This is a genomic window from Bradyrhizobium sp. Pa8 (assembly GCF_052588265.1).
On record NZ_CP176767.1, the window covers coordinates 3,590,898 to 3,614,258 of the forward strand.

Sequence of the window (23,361 nt, forward strand, 5' to 3'; positions counted from 1 at the left end):
GCATTTGACGCGTCGCGAGCGGGCATTCGTCTTCGTGCGGCCGCATCGCCGAGTTGCCTCGCCGATAACAGCGCCGCTGGCCGGCTTTGGTTTCGGTCTGCTTTTTCGCTATTTCAGAATGTCCCGCACGTGCGCGAGTTCGCGGCTGCAGGTGCCTGTGTCGGCGTTTTGATCAGCGGTACGCGCGCGATCAAGCGAGTCTAGCGCATCCGTGAAAACGGCTCCGCGGCCGCCCTCGGCCTCTGCAATCGAGCGAGGCGTCGGTTGATGGCTGCGCAGCGCGCTGAGGCTCTCCCGCTGCCAGCCGTGGGCGCCCGCGTCTTTTTCTATGGCCTGATCCAGCTGGATCTGGGTCTGCGCGATGTCGTCCGCACAAGTGCCTGCGCGCGCGGGCGAAGCTGCGCACAACAGGATGAGAAGCGCGATCTGGAAATTTGCCGTGGATGTCATGTGTCCGATCCCATGCATGGAGTTCAAACAGCGTCAGATTCGACCTCTTGAATGACAAAGTCGATCGTTCGTCTTTCGTGTATGAACGCCGGCCGTTCACAGTGACGAGAGGTCCGTACGCCTGACATATGAGCCGCGTTTGAAATGCGTGCCTTAGCTAGGCAGCGTCCCGAGGATGCACGAGTGTCCATTGTCTCGATCGGCATGTCCCGACGTGCGAAGTGGCAAGGGCCGTTGTTTGCCGAAATACGTGGGCATGCGTCGACACTACTGTCGCACCATTCCAACCCGGAGTGATCCCGACATGAAACACCTGAACGCTGGCCTCGCCTTCGCTGCCGCTCTCTCCCTGTTCGCGACCGTCGCCCCGGCGCGCGCTGAACCCCCGAAGAACATTGTCCTGGTGCACGGCGCCTGGGTCGACGCGTCCGGCTGGAAGCCGGTCTACGAGATCCTGGTCAAGGAAGGATTCCGCGTCACCATGGTGCAGGAGCCCGAGACGTCGTTCGCCGATGACGTCACGGCGGCGAAACGGATTCTCGATCTCCAGGGCGGCCCGACGCTTCTCGTCGGCCACAGCTACGGCGGTTCGATCATCACCGAAGCCGGCGTCCATCCCAACGTGGTCGGTCTGGTCTACGTTGCCGCGCATGCGCCCGACGTCGGCGAGGACGAATCGGCGCTGGGCAAGAAGACGCCGAGCGTGCTTGGAAAGACCGAAGGCGCCATCAAGGTCACCCCCGACAAGTTCACCTATCTCGATCCCGTGGAGTTCCCCAAGCTGTTCGCGCCGGATCTGCCCCGCGAGCGGGCCGAGTTTTCCGCACGCTCCCAGGTGCTGGCCGCGACCCAGGTGTTCAGCACGCCGCTGACGGCGGCTGCGTGGAAGACCAAGCCGAGCTGGGGCATCGTCGCCGGCAACGACCAGATCATCAATCCGGATCTCGAGCGCTGGTATTACGAGCGCGCCAAGAGCCAAACCACCGTGATCCCGGGCGCGAGCCACTCGGTCTACGAGTCGCATCCGAAGGAAGTGGCGGCGGTCATCACCCGTGCCGCTCGCAGCATCGATCAACCAGCCACCCGCTGACCCGTTTTGCCGGTCCTGACGCACGGCCGGCAGAAGGAAGGACGGCGGGAGAGACAGCACTCCCGCCGGCCCGACTGCCCCTCCGGAGAATTCCATGAGCATGATCGAGACGACCGGCACGATCCTGGACTGGGACGTGACGACGGCGAAGCGGGCTGGACTGAGCCGCGATCTGCCGTCCGGCAATCCGGACCTGATGTGGGTCGCAAACTGTTCGACTCTGATCTACGGCGAGTGGGACGCGGTCCTTGTCAAACTCTACGAGGCGATGCTCGCGCTTCATCCCGACCGTGCCAATCCGGGATCGCTCTGGAGCGGAGCCAACGCCGCAAAGGGGCCAAGGTCATGACGAGCTGGCAGAACAACCGCGCCGCGCGCGATGCCCGCATTGCGGCCGGTGCCGGACTTGCCCACGGCAAGGTCGTGGAAGCGTCCGAGGCAACGCGTCTGCTGGAGGCCGTGATCCGGCCGGGTGACCGGATTTGCCTCGAAGGCGACAACCAGAAGCAGGCGGATCTCTTGAGCCGCGCGCTGCTGGCGGTCGATCTGTCCAAGGTCAACGATCTGCACATGGTGCAGTCAGGCGTGGTTCTGCCCGAACATCTGGACCTGTTCGACCGCGGGGTCGCGAAGCGTCTGGACTATGCCTATTCCGGGCCGCAATCGGCACGCATCGCGCGCATGCTGTTCGGCGGCAAGATCGAGCTGGGAGCGGTTCACACCTATCTCGAACTGTTCGCGCGCTACTTCATCGATCTCACTCCGCACGTCGCCCTGATCGCCGCCGTCAGCGCCGACCGTGACGGCAATCTCTACACCGGTCCGAACACCGAGGACACGCCCACCGTGGTGGAGGCAACGGCGTTCAAGGACGGCGTCGTAATCGCCCAGGTCAACGAGATCGTCGAGACGGTTCCGCGGGTCGATATCCCGGCGGACCGCGTCCATTTCGTCGTCAAGTCGGACAAGCCGTTCTTCGTCGAGCCGCTGTTCACGCGCGATCCGGCGGCGATCACCGAGGGGCAGATCCTGACCGCGATGCTCGCGATCAAGGGCATCTACGCGCCCTATGGCGTGCAGCGGATCAATCACGGTATCGGCTTCAGCACGGCTGCGATCGAGCTTCTGCTGCCGACGTTCGGCGAGAGACTGGGCCTGAAGGGCAGGATCGCAACCCACTTCGCCTTGAATCCGCATCCCGCGCTCATTCCCGCGATCGAGTCCGGTTGGGTCCGGCAAATCCACTCTTTCGGCTCGGAGGTTGGGATGGACGATTACATCCGGGCACGATCCGACGTCTATTTCACCGGCCCCGACGGCTCGTTGCGCTCCAACCGCGCGTTTTGTCAGACCGCCGGGCTCTATGCCTGCGACTTGTTCATCGGCTCCACGCTGCAGATCGATCTCCAGGGAAATTCCTCGACCGTCACCACCTCGCGCATCGCCGGGTTCGGCGGCGCGCCGAACATGGGCTCGGATGCGCGCGGGCGCAGGCATCCGAGCGAACCCTGGCTGAAGGCCGGCGCGGAGGCCGATCCCGACGGGCCGGCGCCGCTGCGTCGGGGCCGCAAGCTGGTGGTGCAGATTGGCGAGACCTTCGGCGACAAGAACGTCCCGTTGTTCGTCGAGAAGCTCGATGCGATCGAGCTCGCCGAGAAGCTGAACCTTGAACTCGCTCCCGTAATGATCTACGGCGATGACGTCACGCACATCGTCACTGAGGAGGGCGTGGCGAACCTCCTGTTGTGCCGTACGGCGCAAGAGCGCGAGCAGGCGATCCGCGGCGTCGCCGGATACACCGATGTCGGTCGCGGGCGGGATCGCAGCATGGTCGCGCAGCTGCGCGAGCGCGGCGTGATCCGGCGGCCGGAAGATATCGGCATCAATCCTCTCGATGCGGATCGCAACATGCTGGCGGCGCGCTCGATCAAGGATCTGGTGCGCTGGTCGGGCGGGCTCTACGCGCCGCCGTCGAAATTCAGGAACTGGTGAGGACAGGCCATGGAAGATCTTAGCTTTCATCATCCGGTTCGCGAGCGCGCGGGCGGCATCAGGCAGAGCGCGATCGTAGGCGTGGTCGCCTCGGGCAATCTGGAAGTGCTGGTGGAGCGCGTCCTGCCGGATGCGGAATGCGCGGTCGAGATCAAAACCGCGGCGATGGGCTTCGGCGAAGTCTGGACCGCCGTCATTGGCGATTTCGTCGAGCGCTATTCGCCCGGCGGGCTGAAATTCTCGATCAATGATGGCGGCGCGCGTCCCGACACGGTCTCGCTTCGGCTGGCCCAGGCGGTGCGACTGATCGCGGGGAGCGACCGATGACCGCGCCGCTCCCGCACGTCGCCCCGGCTGAACGGGCCCGCAGTACAAGCTTCAACGAGGCGTCGGCGCGGACCAGGCTTGATCTGCTGCTTGATGCCGGCAGCCTGGTCGAGTTCATCGGGCCGGAACAGCGCGAGGTCAGTCCGCATCTGGAGATATTCGGCCTTCCCGAGCAGTTCGATGACGGCATCGTCGTTGGCCATGGCCGGCTCGGCGGCGCGCCGGTTTTCGTCGCCGCGCAGGAAGGACGCTTCATGGGCGGCGCCTTCGGCGAGGTGCACGGCGCCAAACTGACGGGTCTGCTCCGCGCAGCGCGCGAGATCGGATCGATCCCCGTTCTGATCCTGCTCGATACCGGCGGGGTCCGGTTGCAGGAGGCCAATGCCGGTGAGCTCGCCATCGCCGAGATCATGCGCGCGGTGATCGAGGCGCGCAGCGCCGGCGTGAAGGTCATCGGCCTGATCGGCGGGCGCTCCGGCTGCTATGGCGGCGGCGGTCTGATCGCAGGTTGTTGCTCCGCGCTCGCCGTGTCCGAGGCGGGACGGATCGCGGTTTCGGGCCCCGAGGTGATCGAGACCAACCGCGGCGTCGAGGAGTTCGACTCCCGTGACCGTGCCCTGGTCTGGCGCACCATGGGCGGCAAGCACCGGCGGCTGCTCGGCGCAGCCGACGTCTTCGCCGATGACACCGTGCAGGATTTTCGCGAAGCCGCACTCGAGCTGATCGGGTTGATTGGCCCCTTCGGCCTCGACCAGCTCAGGGCGGAGCAGGGGCGTCTGGCCGACAGGTTGCGCCGCTTCGGCGCTTGCCAGGACGCCGTCGATGTCTGGACGGTGGAAGGTGTTGCGCATGCGGAAACGGTGCCGGAATTGCCGGCTGACCAGTTCATTGCGCTCGCTAACAAGATCGGGAGGAGCAGCCGTGACGCTCGATGACATTCTCGCCTCGTTATTCCCCGAGGGCCATGAGGTCAGGAACGACAATGGCGTCATTGCCGGCGCGGCGACGCTGCGGTCCGGTGGCAGGATACTCGTGATTGGTGTTGCGGATCGGACTGCACTCGGCGTCGACGAGGCGGTCAGACTTTCCGCGCACGTCCTGGAGTCGATCGACCGGGGGAGCGGACCGATCCTGGTGCTCGTCGACAGCGACAGCCAGCGCATGAGCAAGCGTGACGAGCTGCTCGGGCTCAACGAATTCCTCGCACATGTGGCGAAAGTGCTGATCCATGCGGACATGCACGGCCGCCCCACCATCGGTCTTCTCTACGGCCACTCGGCAGCGGGTGCCCTGCTTGCGACGGGCCTTGCGACGCGCGTGCTGGTCGGATTGCCCGGCGCCTCTCCCGCGGTGATGGATCTGCCGTCGATGGCGAAGGTCACCAAATTGTCGATGACCGCTCTTGAGGAGAAAGCCAAATCGACGCCGGTGTTCGCGCCGGGGCTCTCCAATCTCGAGCAGATGGGTGCCGTTCAAATGACATGGAGCGACGCCACCTCACTCGCAGACCAGCTGGAGGCACTGCTCGCCGACATGCCGGCTGCGCGGGATCGAAGGGATGCGCTCGGCAAGGAGCGTGGTGGCCGGCCGAAGGCCGCCGATATCGCGGAGCGCGTTCGTGACCTTGCCCTGCAAATCCGGTGAACCGCCGGCCGGTCGCCACGACCTCGTCTTTGTCAGCCCGCAGGGTTGGCGCGCGATGATCGGGATGCGCGGCGATCTCGCAGCCGACCCGCTGGTTTCGCGCTGGTCCGAAATGGGATGGCCGACGATCAGGCGGCGCGCTCTACCGAGTGAAGCGACCGGCCTTGCGCTCGGCCTGCCGTTGCCTCCCTCCGCCGGCAAGAAGCGGCTGTCGTTTCTCGCGGATATCGACCACATCACCTCGGTCGCGAGGCCGCCCGCGCTGCGGCAAGCGCGCGCCTCGGCGCCGCGCAACTGGTGGCCGACGCTCGATCGGCTCGACGGGCTCGCGCTTCGTCATTCGGTGGACGTGCGCGTGTTCGGCAGCCTCGCATGGCAATCGCTGACCGGGCTCGACTACGTGACCGCTCGTTCCGACCTCGATGTCCTGTTCGCGTTCCCCCGGGAAACAGATCTGGATCGGCTCGCCGCCGACGTGGCCGCGATCGAGACCGATGCGCCGATGCGGCTCGATGGTGAATTGATGCGCGCGGATGGTGCAGCGGTGAACTGGCGCGAATTCCATGCCGGCACGGACCAGCTTCTGGTCAAGACCATCGGGTGCGTGGCCCTGCTCGACAGGGATCGATTCATTTCGGGAGCGATGGGATCATGATCACAGCGGCCGCGCGAAACATCGAACCGCTTGCTGCCAGCCGGGGGCAGATGCCGTCCGGTATCTGGGCCATCGGCGGCTTCGCTGCCGATTGCCTCGCCATGGAGCTGGAAACCTGGCCCAAACCGGGGCTCGTGAGCCATGTCGACAATGGTAGTCACGTCGACATGGATGCCGGCACGTTTCGTCGCAGCGCTGCGGCCATCAGGCCTTACCTTCAAAGTCTTGCCGAAGCGGGCGCGCTCGGCTGCGGCATGGGAGTGCTGCGGGTCATCGGCCTGGAGGCCGAACGGGCGATGCTCGAGGCGACCGCGGGCGTCAATACGCATCGCGGCGCGATCTTCGGTCTTGGCCTGTTGTGCGCGGCGGCCGGTGCGAGGGCCGGCGGGCTGGTCGATCCGGCGCTTTCGCTCGGCGACGTCGTGGCGCGCCTCTGGGGCGCCAGCATACTGCACGGTCCGGTGTTGCTGCACAGCCATGGCAGCGCTGCTCGCCGCCGCTTTCGCGCGGGCGGAGCCCGTATCGAGGCGGCGAGCGGGTTTCCCAGCGTCTACCGGATCGGCTTGCCGGCCTTGCGGAGAACATTGCCTGCCACGCCCGAGGATGCGGAAGCGGCTCGGGTCGAAGCGTGCTTTGCCCTGATTGCGTCCGTGGAAGACACGAATCTGCTGCATCGTGGCGGACTCGAGGGGCTTCGCTTTGCGCGTCGCGCGGCACGTCGCTTCATCGACGCCGGCGGCGTGCGCGCTCCCGGCTGGCGCGTCAGCGCGCGATGGATCCATGAAAGCTTCGTCGCCCGTCGTCTCAGTCCCGGTGGCTCGGCTGACCTGCTTGCGATGTCGCTCTTCGTCGATGCCCACGACGCGCCGGGGCCATGATGTCCAATGCAATCCTGATGGCGCTGGTGCCCGTGTTCTTCGTCTTGCTGCTGGGATACACCGCCGGGAGGTTTCATGTCGTCGACAATCTCCATGTCGATGCTCTCAACGCACTCGTGATGGATTTCGCTGTGCCGGCGTCGCTGTTCGCCGCGACCGCCTCGGCGTCGCGCAGCGAGATGATCGAGCAGGTTCCGCTCTTTCTGGTGCTCGGCATAACGATGTCGTTGCTCTATGCCGTCTGGTATCTTGCCGCGCGCAGGTTGTTCAAGGTGTCGCGGCCCGATGCGTCGATTCAGGCACTCACGGTGGGCTTTCCAAATCTTGCCGGCGTCGGTCTTCCAATCCTGACATCCGTCGCGGGACAGGCGGGCGCCGTTCCGGTCGCCGTCGCATTGGCAACCGGTTCGGTCCTCATCAGCCCGGTGACCCTGATCATGGCGGAAATGGACGCCGCCAGGGCTCGTGGCGAGGAAATGGCGGCGCGGCAGATGCTGATGGCAGTGGGGCGTGCGATCACCAAGCCGGTCGTGCTCGCGCCCGTGTTCGGCATCCTGTTTTCGGTATCGGATCTGAGCCTCGACGCGCTCGCTCATGCCTGCCTCGCCCTGATCGGGAGTTCGGCCGCCGGCGTCGCGCTGTTCCTCACCGGAGCCATCCTGTCGGCACAGTCGTTCCGCCTGAACTGGAAGGTCGCGGCTGCAACCGTGGCCGCGGACATGGTTCGGCCGCTCGCGGCCGTTGCAGTCACTCACGTCTTTCCAATCGCTCCCGACACAGCGAGGACGGCCATTCTGCTCGCCGCGGTGCCGTCTGGCTTTTTCGGCATCCTTTTTGCGGTCAACTACCGGCTGGACTCGGCAGCGGTCGGATCGATGGTCATTTCGAGCACCGGATTCAGCGTCGCGACCATGGCGGTCGCGATCGCCGTTCTCTTTCCGCACTAGGCGGTAATCATGGCACTTGCGATCCTGTGCTCGGGTCAAGGCGGACAGCATCGGGACATGTTCGCCCTGACGGGCGATGCGCCGGAAGCGACGCACCTGTTTGCACACGCGGCAACGTTGCTGGGCGGCTCGGATCCGCGCGATTTCGTGCGCAGCGAATCTGACGAGGCTCTGCATCGCAACCGGTCCGGCCAGATTTTATGCACGTTGCAGGCACTGGCCGCCGCTGCCGGGCTCAGGGACATCATTCCACATGGCGCCATCATCGCAGGCTACAGCGTCGGTGAGGTGGCGGCATGGGGCGTGGGAGATTTGTTCGAACCGGTCCTCACGCTCGACCTCGCAGTGCGCCGCGCTGAAGCGATGGACGCCGCCACCTGCGCCGGTGACGGGCTGATCTTTGTTCGTGGTCTTTCACATGACGATGTGACCTGCCTTTGCGAGCGCCACGGCGCGGCGATCGCCATCGTCAATCCAGGCGATGCCTTCGTGATCGGTGGTGGCCGGAAGGCATTGAACGGGATTGCCGGAGAGGCGAGGGCGATGCGTGCCACAAGGATCGTCGATCTGCCGGTTGGAGTTGCCTCCCACACCGGACGGCTCGCCGAGGCGTCGATCGTGTTTCGCGAAGTCTTGCGGTCGGCGCCGGTGGCGTTCCCGCCGGCCGCCGGCGCGCGCATCCTGAGCGGCGTTGATGGCGGTTCGGTCGTCTCCGCCGAGACGGGCCACGACAAGCTCGCCGCGCAGATCTCGCAAACCGTGCAGTGGGGAAATTGCCTGCAAAGCTGTCTCGAAGCGGGCGCCACGGCATTTCTCGAATTTGGACCTGGACATGCACTGAGCCGGATGGTTGCGAGCATCGAGCCGGGCCTTCCGGTGCGGTCGCTGGACGATTTCAGGAGTCTTCAGGGCGTGCGTGATTGGCTTGCGCGGCATCTCAGCGACTGAAATGGCAGCAGCTTCGCTTCGAAATCGGACGGACGGCGCTCCGGATCGGCGTGCGGCGAGGTCAAAAAAAGGGGGCCGTCCTTGTGGGAAGGACGGCCCAATGCTCGCATGCCAGGGAGGAGATGGCTCGAGCCGTGACTTGGGGGACTCAGTCACTAACACTGCCAGCATCGCCGGTCCGGCGTGCAAAGTATTTCACGTCCCCACGCTGTTTCTCATTTCGCATGATTCACGAAGGTCCGCCGGCAGGACATGAGACGCCGGCTCGCGTGACGGAACCGGGTCGCATTCAGCGAGCCTGGGTGACGCCAATGCGTTCCGGCTGGTGCATCGCCAACGTGCAGGTGTATCGCCTGTCAGACGTTTGAAGACGGTCGAGAAATGCGCCTGCGTGCAGAAACCGACGGCCAGCGCCGCCTCGACCAGCGGCGTCTCGGTATTCGACAAGAGAGATTTTGCATGCTCGATGCGCTGTTGCAGGAGATACTCGCGCGGCCGGTATCCAGTCGCGGCGCGAAACTGCGCGGCAAAGTGCATCCGGGACAATCCCGCGACGCCGGCGAGGTCGGACAAGCTGATGGAGTGGTCGAAGCGCGCCCTGACATACTCCTCGACGCGTCGGAGCCGCCATTTCGGCAAGGCGTTGACTTTCGTGCGCGGGGGCTCGCGCCGAGCGACGTGCATCGCCAGCGTCTGGGCGATGCAGCACGCAAATTCGCGATCGGCCGAATGGCCTTGTTCGGTCAGCGCCTTTGCGAGCTGCTCGGCGAACGGGTCACGCAACAGAACGAGATCGTTCAGGCATTCGGGCGCGAGCGGCTCCGTTCCCTGCTGCGGAGATGGAAAGCAATTGGCCGAGATGTGGAAGTGCAGGAAATCGCACGGCGCAAGAAACTGCGCGCGGAGCGGCTTCGACGGCGCGCCGACATAGAGCGTGCCTGCCGGCATGGCGCCGTCGAAAATGGTCTGACTGCCTCTGGTCAGCTTGAGACGTGTGCTCTTCAGGGCGATCGAGAAGAAGTACCGGTCGGGAGGCGTCGTTGCATCCTCGCGCCTGACGGCCGTCTGCGCATAGGTAAAGCGCGAGATCGTGATGTCCTCGCGCGCGACGCCCGCGCGTTGCTCGGGCTGGCGCCATTTTCGTTCGTGGGGGAATGCGCGTGCCCCCTGAGAGAAATCCGGTTCGCGGGCGCCGGGTTGATGTGTCAATCGGGCGCCGGCCGCTTGCATATCGGTGAGCATCGTTCGTCCCGTCTTTTGGATTCCGCTGCCGCCGTGACGGCTGCTGAATGCCATTGATTGACGCTCGAACGATATGTCTGATGCCGCCACAAGGCCCGTTAGAGTTGCTGAAATCGTGTGAGATTTTGCGAAAGCTGCAGGTGCGTCGGAACGTCGCGAAACTCCGAATTCAGCAAGAAGAATCAAAGGCCTGCGCTGTGAGTTCCGATGTTGCGGCGCGATGCAGCTCTCTTCAGATCGGGCGATCTGACCGTATTCAGGGAAGGCGTGGCGAGGCATCGATGCCCGGGGCGAGGCCGGGCGCGATCTTCTCCGCCGGCGGAATTGCGGGCACCCGCGCGTAGGGAAGCGTTGTCACCTCGGGAGGCTGCTGGGATGGGGATTGGAGGCAGTTGGGGCGGGGCGGATCTCCTGCGCCGAACACATCGAACATTGGGTCCACGAGGGTCGTGCGGAGCCGATGAGACCAGGTCTGGCGATCGACCGCATCGGGCTGCCGGATCGTCACCGTGGCCGTCATGCCGGAGACCAGCGGCACGCCCGGCGGCACCGTGTCGATGGCGACGCGAACCGGTATGCGCTGCGCAAGCCGCACCCAGGTGTAGATCGGGTCCACGTTGGGCAAACCTTGCGTGCCCGCCGCGGCGTTTGACGGGCTGATGCCGCGGGTCACGGTTTTCACATGTCCCAGGATCGGCTTGGAATAGCCGACGAGCTGTGCCTCGACGCGATCGCCGACGCAGACATGCGCCATCTTGGTTTCCTCGAAATAGCCGTCGATCCAGAAGCTGTTGGAATCGATGATGGAGACGTTGGTGACGCCGGTCAGCGCATAGTCGCCGACGCGCAGCAGGAGATTGGTGACATAGCCGTCGACGGGGCTGAGCACATTGGTGCGCTTCAGGTTCAATTCCGCCTGTGCAAGCTGGTGAGCGGCCGCTGCGTAGGCGGCCTTCGCCTGCGAGGCATTGCCGGCGAAGATCTGCTGCTCCTCTGGCGTCGTCGCGAGGTCGGACAGATGCCGGCGCCGGTCGAACTCGGCCTGCTTCACCTCCAGGTCCGCCGCCCGCTGGTCGACGAGGGCCTCGCCGATGCGGACGGCTACGTCGAAGTCGAAGGGATCGATGACGTAGAGCACGTCACCCTTGTGGACGAACTGGTTGTCGGCCACCCGCAGCTCCACGATTTTGCCTGCAATCTGCGGCGCGACATTGGCGACCTGCACGCGCACGCTGCCATTGCGCGTCCAGGGCGCGGTGACATAGTGCTGCCAGGTTGCAACCGATATCAGGATGGCGACCAGGGCGATGGCAAGGGTGGCGAAATGCTTGCCGACGCCGGCCATGAACCGCCCGGCGGCTTTGCGCAGCGACCGTGTCAATGGCGTCGCCTGACGGGAAGCTTCGCCGTCGTTCGCGGCGCGGTCGCTGGTCGCGCGCGCGCCGGCCTCCGTCAGGCTGGAACACGCGACGGCGTCGGCTGCGTCCGCCCGTGGTTCGGCTGAAGATTCGGGGTGGGGCGGAAAGGCAGGATCTCGAGGCAGAGCCGCGTCCATGACTTTCTCCTTAGCAGAAGAGCGCGAGCAGGCCGAAGATCGACACGTAGAGGCAGAGCTCGGCCAGCGACGGGTTGCTGAAGATTCTTGTAAATCCGACGAGACGCAGCACCGGGCGGAGCAGCAGGAATGCGAGCAGCGCCGTTGCCGCATAGGACACGATCGGGGCGATCAGCACGCCTCCCACGACGAGTTCACGATAAGTATTCGTCACGGATGCGTCCCTTGGCCGGAACCGGCGAAACTCCGCCATGGTTCGAGGACGATGCTGGCCGGAACGAGCGCGGCGAGCACCGGCTCGACAGACAGGTTGCCTTGGGCAGCCGTCTGGCGCAGCGCCTCGGCGGCAGTCAGGATTGCGCCTCTATCGCGTAGGGTGAGCGCGGCTCGCGCGGCGCGCACCGCTCCGCCCAGTGAGGTCTCGGCCAGTCGGTCCAGTTCGGCACGGCACCGTCGCAGCACCACCGCCTCGTCGAAGCAGCGCAGCGCTTCCGCGACAACCCGAGGGGGAGGTGCCGTGGGGCCGTTCGTCGTCAGGATCTGCTCGATCCGAGCTGCATCTCGAAACGCGGCTTCCTCCGGCGCGAGATGCCGGGCTCGCCCGGATTCGAGGCGGCTCAGCTCGCGATGGGCGTCGTCCAGCAGCAGCCGGATCCTCCGTTCGCCGGACAAGGACGGCAGCAGGAGCTGCGCCGCGAAGACCAGAACCGAGGAAAGCTGGGCAAACAGGCACGTCACAAGGAATACGTCGGGGTCGTAGCTCTGCGGATTGCTCGGTGCGAGAATAACAAGCGTGAAAACGAGGGAGAGCCGGCCGAGCGGCGGGAGGACGCCGCTCGGCAGCGTGATCAGGAGCGCTGCGCCGATCACGAGAGGCGCAAGGCCGATCGCCAGCAGTTGAAACTCGGATACGCCGTTGAAGACGAGGTATTTCAGGATGCCGGCCAGCAGGCATGCGATCGGCATGGCAAAAATCGCCAGTGTCGTGAAGGCGCGCGGATCCGGAGCCGTCGCGCGCAGGCCGATGATGACTGCAGTAAGCGAGAGGCAGAGCGCGGTGGTCGGCCATCCCGCCATCACGAAGATGATTGCAATGAGGATGAAGTGGATCGCGGCCCTGACGCCGGCTTCCGCTGCAATACGAGGCGAGCGGTAAAGCGGCGCGCGCCATTGCCGGCGTGGATAGTTCCCGGCCCGCAGTGCCTCAAGGCTGTCGCGCACGTCTGCATTCCTGCGGATGATCTCATCGCGCAGATAGGTCCGGCAGATCGCGATCAGGCCGGAGGCGCCGGGGTCTCGGTCGTCCCGAGACGTCGCGGATGTGGCCGGCAGCGCGGCAAGCGTACGGGCGAGCGCGAGCTCGCTCACGAGGCCCACCATCGCGGAGCGTGCGGCTGCAGTTCTGGCCGGGCCGCTGATCGACTCCGTGACGAGGCTCGCGATCTCCGGATGCAGGGCCGCGACATCGCGCAACATGTCCGCGGCAGCCGTCGCGGATGAAGCTTCACCGCGGACGGCGTGTTGCGCGTACTCCGTGACCCGGCGATGCAGTGTTTCGAGGCGGCTCGCCAGAACCGGATGATAGTCCGGCGCGGAGAGTACCTCGTTGACCAGAGCGACCGCGAGGACGCCGATGGCGATGGCGGCGCCCCGGGCGACGCCGGTCGGAAACACTTGCAACGGGCTGTCGATCTGCTGAATGGCAATCAGGGCAACGGTGATGCAGCTGAGAGCCGCTGCATAAGCGCGATTGCCGTCCAGCATCCCGGCGACGTAGACGCAAAGTCCGACCCAGATCCCCAACACTGCAGGCAGGAGCGCGCCGGTTTGGGAAAAGGTGCCGGCGATGGCGATCGATGCGATCACGCCGATAGCGGTTGCTAGCAGCCGGTAACCCGCCTTTTCCATGCCCTGCGCGCGCGTCGGCAGCGCCAGGATTGCCACGGTGATGGCTGCCGACGTGGGGGATTCGAGCTCGAGCCAGAAGCTCACATAGAGCGCGAGAAGCATTGCCAGCAGCACGCGCAGCGCGAACGCCCAGGAACTCACCGGGAAGCCGGCGAAGACCCGCGGGCGGATGTCATCGGCAGCGCTGGTGGCGTCCCCTGGCAATTGTGCTCCCTCCGTGCTCGGCAAAGCGTGCGGCCTGCCGGCGTCGCGAAATCGAAGGGGAGCATGAGCTGCGGCGGCCGGTATTTTCGGTCCGCCAACCTGCTTTCGGGAACGCACGCCGGGAAGGCGCAGTTTGCCCGAACCGGGGCCCGACTATTGCGGCGCGTGGCCCGCCAGGGCCTCTTCGAGGCGGCGGATGATCTCGTCGCCGCTGGACGGCTTGCCGAGATAGCAGTGCGCGCCAGCCGCCATGACGCGCTGGCGCACGGGTTCGCTGGGGAAAGCGGTCATGAAAATGATCGGGAAATGGCGGCCGGAGGCAACCAGGCGCGCCTGCAATTCATCGCCGGTAATGACCGGCATCTGAACGTCGGCGATCATGCAGGCCGGATCTTCTCCCGCCGGTTCCCGCAGGAAGGCGACGCCGGACTCGTAGGCGTGGGCTTCATAGCCGAGCGAACGCACCAGGCTCGCCAGCGACGCGCGCACGCCTTCGTCGTCGTCCACGATCGCAATCACCGGGGTTTTGGCCATTCGCACACATCCTGGCCGCTGTGTTCCGCAGGGAGGATATCTCCCATTGGGCGGCCGAAAGCGCCTTATGCACCGTGCGGCAGTCCCGCCGAAATTATACTCAGGTTTGGTCCGTAGTCTTTCGGTTCTGGGAAATCCCGAGCGCTTCGGCCTTGCGCACGAGGTCGGCCAGCGACCGGACCTCCATCTTGCGCATGACGTTGCCGCGGTGGATCTTGACGGTGATCTCGCTGAGGCCGATCAGGCCTGCCACCTGCTTGTTCATCAAGCCGGCGGTCACATGGCCCATCACCTCGCGCTCGCGCGCCGTCAGGCTCTCATACTGGATGCGGATATCTTCCTTCGTCGCGGCTTCCGCGCGGCGCTGCGCATCGCGCTCGAGCGCTGCCGTCACGGCGTCGAGCATGTCCTGATCGCGAAACGGCTTGGACAGGAAATCCACGGCGCCAGCCTTCATGGCGCGCACTGACATTGGGATGTCCCCATGACCGGTCATGAAGATGATCGGATATCGGATGCCCTGGCGGGTCAGTTGTCCCTGGAGATCGAGGCCGCTCACGCCCGGGAGCCGGACGTCCAGCACGATGCAGGCCGGTTTGTCGGGCATGACGCCGCCAAGCAGCTCGGCCGGTGAGCCGAACAGGCGTGTCTCGAGGCCGACGGATCGGAACAGGCTGTCGAGCGAAGCACGAATGCTCGCGTCGTCATCAACGATGATGACGACTGAACTGGAGGATTGGGTCGGCGGTTGCACTTGGTTTGGTTGCGTCATGGCAAGGCGTGTTCTTGGCTGTGTTCTTGGCTAAATGGCAGTGTCAGGTGGAATGTCGCGCCCGAGCCCGGAGAACTCTCCACGGACAATCGGCCGCCGTGAGCTTCCACCGTCGTTCGGCAGATCGCAAGTCCCATGCCCATGCCGCCGCCCTTGGTGGTGAAGAACGGATCAAACAGGCGCGACAGGTCGTCAGGCTGGATGCCTGGGCCGCTGTCCTCGACCGTGATGTCAAGGTTTTCACCGTCCACGGTTCCGGCGCGCAGCGTGACGGTGCGGGAACCAGGCCGGCCTGACATGGCCTGGCCGGCATTGATCAGAAGATTGACCAGGACTTGCTGAAGCTGGATCCGGTCGCCGCGAACAGGCGGCAGGCCATGCTCCGTCTTGACGATGAGGGCGACGTCCTCCTTGGCGAGCTCGCGCGCGATCAGGAGGGTCGCTTCCTCGACGATCTCGTCGATCTGCAGCAGATCCTGCTGAGGCGGGGCCTTCTTCAGGAAAGTCCGGATGCGGGTCACGATCTCGCTGGCGCGGCGGCCCTGAGCAACGACGTGACCGATCGTCGTCGCAACCTCCTTGAGATCGGGCACGTCGCGGCGCAGCCACCGCAAACCAGCCTCGCCGCTGGTGACGATCGCTGCCAGAGGCTGATTCACCTCGTGGGCAATGGACGCGCTGAGCTCGCCGAGGGTGGCGACGCGCGCGGCATGCGCCAGCTCCGCCTGCGCTGCGAGCAGCGCATCCTGTGCCTGCTTGCGCTCGGTGATGTCGATGACGAAGGCGAGCACGTTGCGATCTCCGTCGGGCTCGGCCGGAAAGGTGATTGTAAACAGGACGGGAACCCTGCGTCCGTCGAGGCTCACGAGATCGGTTTCGCCTTCGTGGAACCGCTCTCCTTCCGCGAATGCGACCAGCGCGCCGAGGAAACTGCGGTCGTTCTCGCCCAGAAGCCTGTCCACGTTCGCCATGAAGGCCGCAGAGCCGTTTGCTCCTGCCATCTTCTGGAGGGCCGGATTGACGTCAGTGATTCCAGCGAGCCGGCGGGCATGCCGCACGAATTCAGGATTTCGTGCAAGATAGTCCCGCAAGGTGGCGCCTCCGGTCTCCAGCGAATTCAGCGCGGTCCGCACTGCGCTCCAGTCCTCTTCGACGACGCCGACTCGGCTTGCGTCGAACATCCGGCGGTATCGCTGCTCGCTCTGCACCAGCGCGTTGTGTGCCGCTACGCGGTCCGTGACATCGGTGTGGGTTTCAAGGACTCCAACGGGTTTGCCGAGATGGTCGTGCTGGAGCGCCCACCTCGCATCGACGGTGAGGACGCCGCCGGCCTTCGTCCGCTGCTCCAGCCTGCCTTCCCATCGGCCGATGTCGAGCAGGCCGGCCTCGATGGCCTCTCGCCGGTCGGGATATTCGGTTCTCAGTAGCGCGTCGGCGAGTTGCCCGAGCGCCTCGTCGGCCGACCAGCCGTAGGCCTGTTCCGCGGCCCTGTTCCAGAACGTGATCACGCCGCTGCGATCCCTGACGAAGATCATGTCATGCGAGAGATTGAGCAGGCGCGCCTGCGCCGCGAGGCGCTTCGTCGCCGCGTGATTCTGGAGCGCCAGCAAGGTCGTGATTCCGATGGCGGAGAGGCTCACCAGCCCACGAAGGGCAGGCGAGGCGATCGCCTCCAGATCGTGTGACAGCAGATAGGCGGTTATGGTCAGGACGCTGCAGCCGACAGCGGCGACGATGATGTCGTTACGCCGGTGCGTTCTCGCCGCGAGCAGGATCGCAACGACGTAGAGAACTGCGACCGCGCCCTCGAGCGGCGTCAGCACATCGACCAGGAAAACCGTGAAAGCGAGGACGGCAGACCAGAACCGCAAGCCGGCGCGGCTCATCGATGAACCCGTGGCCCGATCAAGACTGGTCATCGTCGCTGGTGGTCGCTCTGCTCATTTTCGGTCACGTTGATGCCGCGATTTGATCGGGCCGACAACATGCGGCAACATGATTTTCGTGCTCTCTTGAAAGACGTTGCCGCGGTTCGATCCCGCGCGCGTGCCGATGAGGCACATTCCTCGGCAAAACGGGGTTTTGCGTGACTTTCCGACCGTTGGCGAGCGCGTCAACTTACCGCAGGGCTATACCAGCTCCTCCATCGCTCCGAACGGGACGCCCGTGCGGCCGGCGACGCCGCGGTCATACCTAGGTATGACGCGATCAACCCGAGAACCTAATTGGTGCACCCGCGCGTAGAATGGAGCGCGGGGACCGCCGAACTACTCTGCTCCCACATTCGGACGAGCCATTGGGTCTCGCCGGATCGAAAACGGGACAAGGAGTTCGACGATGTCGCTGCAGATGTCACACCCGCCAGGCGCGAAGGATCATGTCGTCGGCTCGATCGGCGTCTCGGCCATCGATGGTCGGCAGTCTGGGCTTGCGGAACGTCCGGATCGCGCCGGCGAAAAGGCGATGACGCTTTCCCTCGTTCACCTCGATGTGGCCCTGGCCATCGAGACTCGCCCGCCGGGTGTGCGGCGATCCGCCGGCGACGGGCCCAGCTACAGGGTATCGGCGAAACGCCTCGCGCGCGTCTCCGTCGAGACCGATCGGGAGGCCGCTGCAGGCGAGTTCCCGGACCCGGTGATGCGAAGCCTCTCCGATGCGCTCGCGGCAACCGAAGCGGCCCATCATCCTCACTCCGCCATCCTTGCGGACGCCTTGCGTCTTGCCATCCTGACCCGCAGGGCCAGCCGGCCGACGGCGCTCGAGCGCAACGAGACCGATCAGGCGGACGACGAGCGCTGCCGGTCTGTGCGGTCGTTGCAGAAATGGCGCCTCAAGCGCGTGCTGCAATATGTCGACGAGAATCTGACTGGCAAGATCACCTTGCAGGATCTGGCGGCGGTCGCCGGCCTCAGCCGCATGCATTTTGCGGCGCAGTTCCGGGTCGCCGTCGGCATGCGGCCTCACGACTATCTGCTGCATCGGCGGATCGAACGCGCTCAGGAATTGCTGAGGCGCGCCGACGTCTCGCTCGTCGATGTTGCCTTGACCGTCGGATTCCAGACTCAGGCGCATTTCACGACGGTATTCAAGCGTTTCGCCGGCGACACGCCTTATCAATGGAGGAGCGCTTATCTTGCGCAATTCCTGCCGCTGCCTCGCGCCGAAGCGGGGCCGTCATGAGCAGTGTTGGCATTGAGGCCCTGATGCTGCCGCTGGCCGGCATTCACCTGGCGATGGCGCAACATGAACTCACGGGCGTGCTGGAGATCGCCCGTGCTCTCGGCAACTCCTATCGCCTGGCATCTTCAGATCCGGGATCCGGCGCTCTCTATGGCCGGTTCATTTTCGATTTCTGCCGAACCATCGTCACGGTGCTCGCGCGATAGCCTCCAGCCCTTTACAAGCGGGGCAGGTCAAGCGTTAACACAGCGATGGCAAACCGCAGAGCGAGAGTCATGAGAGCCTACAAAGTTGTCGACGCCTTCTCCTTCAAACCCTTCCTGGGAAATCCCGTCGCAGTCGTCCTTGATGCCGAGGGGCTGGCGACGGCCGAAATGCAGGCAATTGCCCGCTGGACGAACCTGTCGGAAACGACATTTCTCTTGCCGCCCACGAGTTCCGAGGCGGACTACCGCCTGCGCATTTTTACCCCCCGCAGCGAACTGCCGTTTGCCGGGCATCCGACGCTCGGCAGCGCCCATGCCGTGTTGGAGGCGGGCCGCGTGATGCCCCCGGGCGGTCGTCTCGTCCAGGAATGCGGTGTCGGGCTGGTGCGGATTGCCGTGGAGGGCGACGGCGCGGAGAGGCGTCTGACGCTCGCGTTGCCGCCAGCGAAGGTAACGGCTCTTTCTGCCGAAGACGTCGACGAATTGGAAGCTGTCATCGGGCATCGGATCGTTCGCGAGGTGGCTCCCGCGATCGTGGATGTCGGGGCCGTTTGGGTCGTCGCGCAACTTGCCGACGCAGACAGGATTCTCGCACTGACCCCGGACTTCCAGCGCTCGGCCGCCTTCGAGAAGCGGCTGGGTGTGACGGGGCTCTCGCTTTTTGGCCGTCATGCTGGTGGCGAGGCGGCTATCGAGGTGCGGTCGTTTGCACCATCATGCGGCGTCGAGGAGGACCCGGTATGCGGCAGTGGAAACGGCGCCATCGCCGTGTTCCATCGCGACCGCGGTCTCCTCGCGGCCGGGACGAGCTACATGGCGGCGCAGGGGCGCTGCGTCGGGCGCGATGGTCGCATCGCCTTGGCGATCGAGGCGGACGGCGAGATCAGCGTTGGCGGCGCTTGCGTTACGTGCGTGGATGGCAGGATTGCCGGTTGAGTCATGGGTCGCTGGTTGATGGCAAGCCATACAGGCCGGAGAATCTGACCGGCGGCCTGAGCTGCGCGCCTGACAAGCAGAGTTGGAGCGAGGCCAGGCAGGCCTTGCTCGACTAGATGTCGTTGCCGGGCCGCGACGTGAAGTGAGATCGCGAATTTTCAGGGAGAGGGGCAGCTTGGCATCGAAGCCATCAGCGGCGGCCAGCGGTGACGAAAGAGAATTGGCTCAATGGCGTTCGGGCGCCAGTCGGCGTACGGAAGCCGGCCGCCATCCCTGTCGATGATGGACATCACCGGACTCGCGTTGTGTACGGACTGCGCCGGTATTTCCACTTCCTCGCCGGTTGCCGCGGTAAAGCGAACGGCCAATGAAAGTCCGTACATGATGGCGCTTGCGGCCATCCTTCGTCGCGGCACGAGTTTGACCGGACTAACGAAGTTCTTCCAGGTCATTATTCGTCTCCGTCTATTGGATCGAGGGTACCCTGATCATTTAGCGGAGCGGACCTGCAGTTGCGCCAGAGCGATTGCTCTGCCTGCAGAGTGATTGCTGCTTAGCGCATGCGACGTCGCCAATCGCTCGGCGTTTCTCCCGTCAGTCGCCTGAACGCGGCGGCAAAGGCGGTTTGAGAAGCATAGCCAAGCTCAGCCGCCACCGTGGCGATCGGGATGTCGGTGTCGCGGAGGGTGTTCATGGCCTGCTCGAGCCGGTGCTGGCGCAGCCAGCTATGCGGCGAAAGACCGGTGCTTTCCTTGAAAGCACGACAGAAGTGGAAGCGAGACAGGCCGGCGTCCGAAGCGAGCGCCGCAAGAGAGACGTCGGAATCGCTGTCCGACCGCAAGCGTTCGATCGCGCGTCGCAGAGCTTGCGGAGCCAGCCCGCCTATGATCGGCTCGATGGCGGTTGGCTCGCCGATGTGCGCGGCCAGGATGCGCGTGGCCAGGATGTCGGTCAGCCGCTGCCTGAAGAGTGCGTCCAGGACCGCGTTGCCCTCCAACACATCCGCCCCACTCATCAGCAGTCCGGATGTGACAGGGTCGAGATGCCCGGTTCGCTCCAGAAGATCACCGGGAATCGGCGCGTCGGCTTCGCGGGCGACCCGTTCGAGCGTTGCGTGCGGAAGATACAGCTGGACGACATCGACAGGACCGGGAATATCCCATCTGGCGCTCGAACCAGCCGGAATGATCGTCACGACTCCGGAACGGGCCGTTCCAATCGCAACCGATTTTCCGGCGCGTCGCTCCAGGCGCTGAACGCCTGTGGGGTAAGTCATGATGACGTGGTCGGTCATGGGCTCGACGACGTCGTGCAGAGCGCCGTGCTTCCAATGCGCGATGCCGCCATTGGAGGGGTCCGAAGCCATCTGGAGCGGCGCGGTCTTCAGGATGCGCGCCATCTCCACATCGGCGGCCCGCCGCTCGACGATCGGCGAGTCGCTGTGGCGCGCACCGGGTGCGGCAAGCAGAGCCCCCAAAGGATCGTGCAGGATGGGCTTGTCCATGGAGTTAGTCTCGCGTTCGGAAGGCACTTCGGGACCTGCGGAGCGATTGCTGCTAACGCACGCGTCGTCGCCAATCGCTCGGCGTTTCGCCGTTCAATCGCTTGAACGCCGCGGCGAAGGCCGTTTGCGAGGCATAACCAAGCTCTGCCGCGACCAGGGCGATCGATGCGTCGGTATCGCGAAGCATGTTCATGGCTTGCTCGAGCCGGTATTGGCGCAGCCAGGCGTGAGGCGAGAGCCCGGTGCTTTCCTTGAATGCGCGGCAGAAATGGAAGCGCGACAGACCGGCATCGGAGGCGAGCGCATCGAGGGAGACGTCGGCATCGCTGTCCGAGCGCAAGCGTTCGACGGCACGGGCCAGGACCTTGGGCGAAAGCCCACCGATGGTCGGCTGGAATGGGGCTCGCGAGCCGGTATGGGCAACCAGGAGACGCATCGACAAGAGGTCGATCAACTGATGCCTGAACAGCGTGTCCAGGGCCCCATTGCTCTCCAGCGTATTGACCGCGCTCAGGATCAACCGGGATGTAATGGGATCAGGATGCGCCGTTCGTTCCAGGAGATCGCTCGATGTGCCGCTCGCGGCTTCGTCGGCGACGCGTTTCAGCGTTGCGTGAGGGAGATAAAGCTGAACGACGTCGACGGGCTTCGGAATATCCCATCGGGAGCTCGATCCTTCGGGAATGATGATCACAACCCCGCGACGAAACGTCCCAATGGCAACGGACCGTCCTGACCGCCGCTCCATGTGCTGCATCGCGCCGTTGTAGGCCATGATGACGTGGTGGCTCATGGGCTCGACGACGTCGTGCAACGGTTCGTGTTTCCAGTGGGCGATCCCGGCACCGGAGGAGTCCAATGCCACGCGAAATGGTTCGGTGTGGAGCACGCGCGCCATCTCGGCATCAGCGGCGCGCCGCCCGGTCGTCGACGACTGGCCTTGGCTTGGCTCGGATGCGGCCGGAGGATTTTCACGCGCAGAATTGTGCGAGATCGGTTTGCTCATTGGAGGTGCTCGTTTCAGGGGCCTTGCACTCGCGTCGCTGGGCGCGATTTGCGCGCCCGGCGTGAAGCCATCGCTTCTTTTGCGCCCGTACTGGTGCCGCAGCGCGCAGCGAACTCTCGGTGTGGGTTTCTAGCCACGTAGGACTACGGGGTCTTTCCTGAAATCGCGGTGCTTGTCCTGATTCTGCTCAAAGCGCTCGGACGCGACATCTTGTGATCGGCGGTCCCCGGACGACTGCGGAGAATCAAGCTCACGATTTGCGCATTAGATATTGAAATCGCTTCTGAAAATGGCTTTGCCGCAATCGAGGCGGCGGCCCGTCGCAATCGCAAATCACTCCGCGACGCAACTGGACCGCCGCACTCCGAAGCGGATAATGCTACCGACCTCCAGGGCGACGGCAGTCAGATGGGTTGCCTGGTCAGAATTCCACGGATGGGTCGATCGAATGGCACTGGCGGGCACCTTCGGACAGAGGGTCAAGCGGCAGTTGAGCCTGGCGGATGCACCGCCTTCGCTGATCACGCGGTCGCGGCGAGGCGTCGACGTTGCGGTCACCGAAACCCTGAACAGTGAGCCGGTCGAGGGGCTTTCCGGCTCGCTTGCCGACGACGCCTATCTCGTCAGCCTGAAGCTGCAGGATTATCCTAACTGCGAGCTCTGGGAGCACGGCAAGTGCTTCACGAAGACGGACGTCAGGGCCGGTACGACATATCTGTACGATCTCCGGCACGATCCGCGCTTCGTCATCGATAAGCCGTTCCATTCCATCCATTTCTATCTTCCCCGTCTGACGCTCGACGGAATCGCGCGAGAAGCTCGCACGCCGCCCATTGGCGACCTCGCGTGCCGGTATGGTTTCGGCCATGACGACGCCATCATGCGCCATGTCGGCGCCCTGATGTTGGAAGGACTGCGTCGCCCGGCGGAGGCCAACCAGCTCTTCATCGACCACATGATGCTCGCGTTCACGGCCCACATTGCCCAGACCTATGGCGGATCGCAGCGCGTCGCGGATGCGGCTCGGGGTGGTCTTTCCCCATGGCAGGTGCGGCGAGCCTGCGAAAGGCTCGACTCGGATCTTGGTGGGACGCTTTCACTGCAACAGATCGCGGCCGAGTTCGATCTTTCGGTGAGCCATTTTTCCCGCGCGTTTCGAATCTCGACCGGCCTTCCGCCTCACCAGTGGCTGCTCCGCCAGCGTGTCAAGGCGGCAAAGCAGTTGATGACCCTGCGCGACCTGCCGCTGTCCGAGATTGCGATCTCGGTCGGGTTCGCCAATCAAAGCCATTTGACGAAGGTGTTCTCGGCGCAGGTGGGCGTCAGCCCGGCGGCATGGCGCCGCGAAGCGCTTGGCATCAGGGACAGCGAGACGTGATCGTC

General features: G+C 64.8%; 25 protein-coding genes. 14 read left to right on the forward strand and 11 right to left on the reverse strand.

Annotated features, from left to right (window positions below; genetic code table 11):
- Positions 1-108: 108 nt before the first annotated feature.
- Complete coding sequence (locus ACKWRH_RS15975) at positions 109-450, reverse strand: hypothetical protein (protein ID WP_445221342.1); 342 nt, start codon at positions 448-450, stop codon at positions 109-111.
- A gap of 304 nt (positions 451-754) precedes the next feature.
- On the opposite strand from ACKWRH_RS15975, the gene ACKWRH_RS15980 reads away from it, so the two are divergent.
- From ACKWRH_RS15980 to ACKWRH_RS16025, 10 genes are all read left to right on the forward strand, one after another.
- Entirely contained in the window at positions 755-1,540 is a 786-nt protein-coding gene (locus ACKWRH_RS15980) for an alpha/beta hydrolase (RefSeq protein ID WP_445221343.1), read from the forward strand.
- Between the two features lie 94 nt (positions 1,541-1,634).
- Entirely contained in the window at positions 1,635-1,889 is a 255-nt protein-coding gene (locus ACKWRH_RS15985) for a hypothetical protein (protein WP_445221344.1), read from the forward strand.
- Entirely contained in the window at positions 1,886-3,532 is a 1,647-nt protein-coding gene (gene mdcA / locus ACKWRH_RS15990) for a malonate decarboxylase subunit alpha (RefSeq protein WP_445221345.1), read from the forward strand. Before ACKWRH_RS15985 ends, mdcA begins: the two co-directional genes overlap by 4 nt.
- A gap of 9 nt (positions 3,533-3,541) precedes the next feature.
- Positions 3,542-3,859: a malonate decarboxylase acyl carrier protein gene (gene mdcC, locus ACKWRH_RS15995; RefSeq protein ID WP_445221346.1), complete on the forward strand. Its 318-nt coding sequence runs from the start codon at positions 3,542-3,544 to the stop codon at positions 3,857-3,859.
- Positions 3,856-4,794, forward strand: coding sequence for a biotin-independent malonate decarboxylase subunit beta (locus ACKWRH_RS16000; protein WP_445221347.1), 939 nt, complete (start codon positions 3,856-3,858; stop codon positions 4,792-4,794). Before mdcC ends, ACKWRH_RS16000 begins: the two co-directional genes overlap by 4 nt.
- On the forward strand, positions 4,781-5,503 hold the full coding sequence (mdcE, locus tag ACKWRH_RS16005) for a biotin-independent malonate decarboxylase subunit gamma (protein ID WP_445221348.1): 723 nt from the start codon (positions 4,781-4,783) through the stop codon (positions 5,501-5,503). Before ACKWRH_RS16000 ends, mdcE begins: the two co-directional genes overlap by 14 nt.
- Positions 5,478-6,158 carry a malonate decarboxylase holo-[acyl-carrier-protein] synthase gene (mdcG, locus tag ACKWRH_RS16010; RefSeq protein WP_445221349.1) on the forward strand — a complete coding sequence of 227 codons (681 nt, stop codon included), beginning with the start codon at positions 5,478-5,480 and terminating at the stop codon, positions 6,156-6,158. The genes mdcE and mdcG overlap by 26 nt, the downstream gene beginning before the upstream one ends.
- The gene (gene mdcB / locus ACKWRH_RS16015) at positions 6,155-7,036 is read left to right on the forward strand and encodes a triphosphoribosyl-dephospho-CoA synthase MdcB (RefSeq protein WP_445221350.1); all 882 of its coding nucleotides are present in this window, start codon (positions 6,155-6,157) and stop codon (positions 7,034-7,036) included. Before mdcG ends, mdcB begins: the two co-directional genes overlap by 4 nt.
- On the forward strand, positions 7,033-7,983 hold the full coding sequence (locus tag ACKWRH_RS16020) for an AEC family transporter (RefSeq protein ID WP_445221351.1): 951 nt from the start codon (positions 7,033-7,035) through the stop codon (positions 7,981-7,983). The genes mdcB and ACKWRH_RS16020 overlap by 4 nt, the downstream gene beginning before the upstream one ends.
- Before the next feature lie 9 nt (positions 7,984-7,992).
- The gene (locus ACKWRH_RS16025) at positions 7,993-8,931 is read left to right on the forward strand and encodes a malonate decarboxylase subunit epsilon (protein ID WP_445221352.1); all 939 of its coding nucleotides are present in this window, start codon (positions 7,993-7,995) and stop codon (positions 8,929-8,931) included.
- Between the two features lie 195 nt (positions 8,932-9,126).
- Here ACKWRH_RS16025 and ACKWRH_RS16030 read toward each other — a convergent pair whose 3' ends face one another.
- The 7 genes from ACKWRH_RS16030 to ACKWRH_RS16060 form a co-directional block, all read right to left on the reverse strand.
- Complete coding sequence (locus tag ACKWRH_RS16030; RefSeq protein ID WP_445222413.1) at positions 9,127-10,173, reverse strand: helix-turn-helix domain-containing protein; 1,047 nt, start codon at positions 10,171-10,173, stop codon at positions 9,127-9,129.
- Positions 10,174-10,429: 256 nt separating this feature from the next.
- Positions 10,430-11,728: a biotin/lipoyl-binding protein gene (locus tag ACKWRH_RS16035; RefSeq protein ID WP_445221353.1), complete on the reverse strand. Its 1,299-nt coding sequence runs from the start codon at positions 11,726-11,728 to the stop codon at positions 10,430-10,432.
- Positions 11,729-11,738: 10 nt separating this feature from the next.
- Positions 11,739-11,942, reverse strand: coding sequence for a DUF1656 domain-containing protein (locus ACKWRH_RS16040; RefSeq protein ID WP_445221354.1), 204 nt, complete (start codon positions 11,940-11,942; stop codon positions 11,739-11,741).
- Positions 11,939-13,840: an FUSC family protein gene (locus ACKWRH_RS16045; protein ID WP_445221355.1), complete on the reverse strand. Its 1,902-nt coding sequence runs from the start codon at positions 13,838-13,840 to the stop codon at positions 11,939-11,941. The genes ACKWRH_RS16040 and ACKWRH_RS16045 overlap by 4 nt, the downstream gene beginning before the upstream one ends.
- Before the next feature lie 153 nt (positions 13,841-13,993).
- Positions 13,994-14,374 (reverse strand): response regulator transcription factor, encoded by a 381-nt coding sequence (locus ACKWRH_RS16050; RefSeq protein ID WP_038955794.1) that lies wholly within the window; start codon positions 14,372-14,374, stop codon positions 13,994-13,996.
- 100 nt (positions 14,375-14,474) lie between these two features.
- Entirely contained in the window at positions 14,475-15,146 is a 672-nt protein-coding gene (locus ACKWRH_RS16055) for a response regulator transcription factor (protein WP_445221356.1), read from the reverse strand.
- Positions 15,143-17,032 (reverse strand): PAS domain-containing sensor histidine kinase, encoded by a 1,890-nt coding sequence (locus tag ACKWRH_RS16060; protein WP_445221357.1) that lies wholly within the window; start codon positions 17,030-17,032, stop codon positions 15,143-15,145. The genes ACKWRH_RS16055 and ACKWRH_RS16060 overlap by 4 nt, the downstream gene beginning before the upstream one ends.
- 451 nt (positions 17,033-17,483) lie before the next feature.
- On the opposite strand from ACKWRH_RS16060, the gene ACKWRH_RS16065 reads away from it, so the two are divergent.
- The 3 genes from ACKWRH_RS16065 to ACKWRH_RS16075 all read left to right on the forward strand — a co-directional run bounded on the left by ACKWRH_RS16065 (position 17,484) and on the right by ACKWRH_RS16075 (position 19,468).
- Positions 17,484-18,326, forward strand: coding sequence for a helix-turn-helix domain-containing protein (locus tag ACKWRH_RS16065; protein WP_445221358.1), 843 nt, complete (start codon positions 17,484-17,486; stop codon positions 18,324-18,326).
- Positions 18,323-18,532 carry a hypothetical protein gene (locus ACKWRH_RS16070; RefSeq protein ID WP_445221359.1) on the forward strand — a complete coding sequence of 70 codons (210 nt, stop codon included), beginning with the start codon at positions 18,323-18,325 and terminating at the stop codon, positions 18,530-18,532. Before ACKWRH_RS16065 ends, ACKWRH_RS16070 begins: the two co-directional genes overlap by 4 nt.
- 69 nt (positions 18,533-18,601) lie before the next feature.
- Positions 18,602-19,468 carry a PhzF family phenazine biosynthesis protein gene (locus ACKWRH_RS16075; protein WP_445221360.1) on the forward strand — a complete coding sequence of 289 codons (867 nt, stop codon included), beginning with the start codon at positions 18,602-18,604 and terminating at the stop codon, positions 19,466-19,468.
- Between the two features lie 158 nt (positions 19,469-19,626).
- On the opposite strand, the gene ACKWRH_RS16080 is transcribed toward ACKWRH_RS16075, so the two are convergent.
- The 3 genes from ACKWRH_RS16080 to ACKWRH_RS16090 all read right to left on the reverse strand — a co-directional run bounded on the left by ACKWRH_RS16080 (position 19,627) and on the right by ACKWRH_RS16090 (position 21,978).
- On the reverse strand, positions 19,627-19,920 hold the full coding sequence (locus ACKWRH_RS16080; RefSeq protein WP_445221361.1) for a hypothetical protein: 294 nt from the start codon (positions 19,918-19,920) through the stop codon (positions 19,627-19,629).
- Between the two features lie 101 nt (positions 19,921-20,021).
- Entirely contained in the window at positions 20,022-20,972 is a 951-nt protein-coding gene (locus tag ACKWRH_RS16085; protein ID WP_445221362.1) for a helix-turn-helix transcriptional regulator, read from the reverse strand.
- A 52-nt stretch (positions 20,973-21,024) separates the two neighbouring features.
- Positions 21,025-21,978 carry a helix-turn-helix domain-containing protein gene (locus tag ACKWRH_RS16090; RefSeq protein WP_445221363.1) on the reverse strand — a complete coding sequence of 318 codons (954 nt, stop codon included), beginning with the start codon at positions 21,976-21,978 and terminating at the stop codon, positions 21,025-21,027.
- Between the two features lie 448 nt (positions 21,979-22,426).
- Here ACKWRH_RS16090 and ACKWRH_RS16095 point away from each other — a divergent pair, with 448 nt between their 5' ends.
- Positions 22,427-23,356 (forward strand): helix-turn-helix domain-containing protein, encoded by a 930-nt coding sequence (locus ACKWRH_RS16095; RefSeq protein WP_445221364.1) that lies wholly within the window; start codon positions 22,427-22,429, stop codon positions 23,354-23,356.
- Positions 23,357-23,361: the final 5 nt, after the last annotated feature.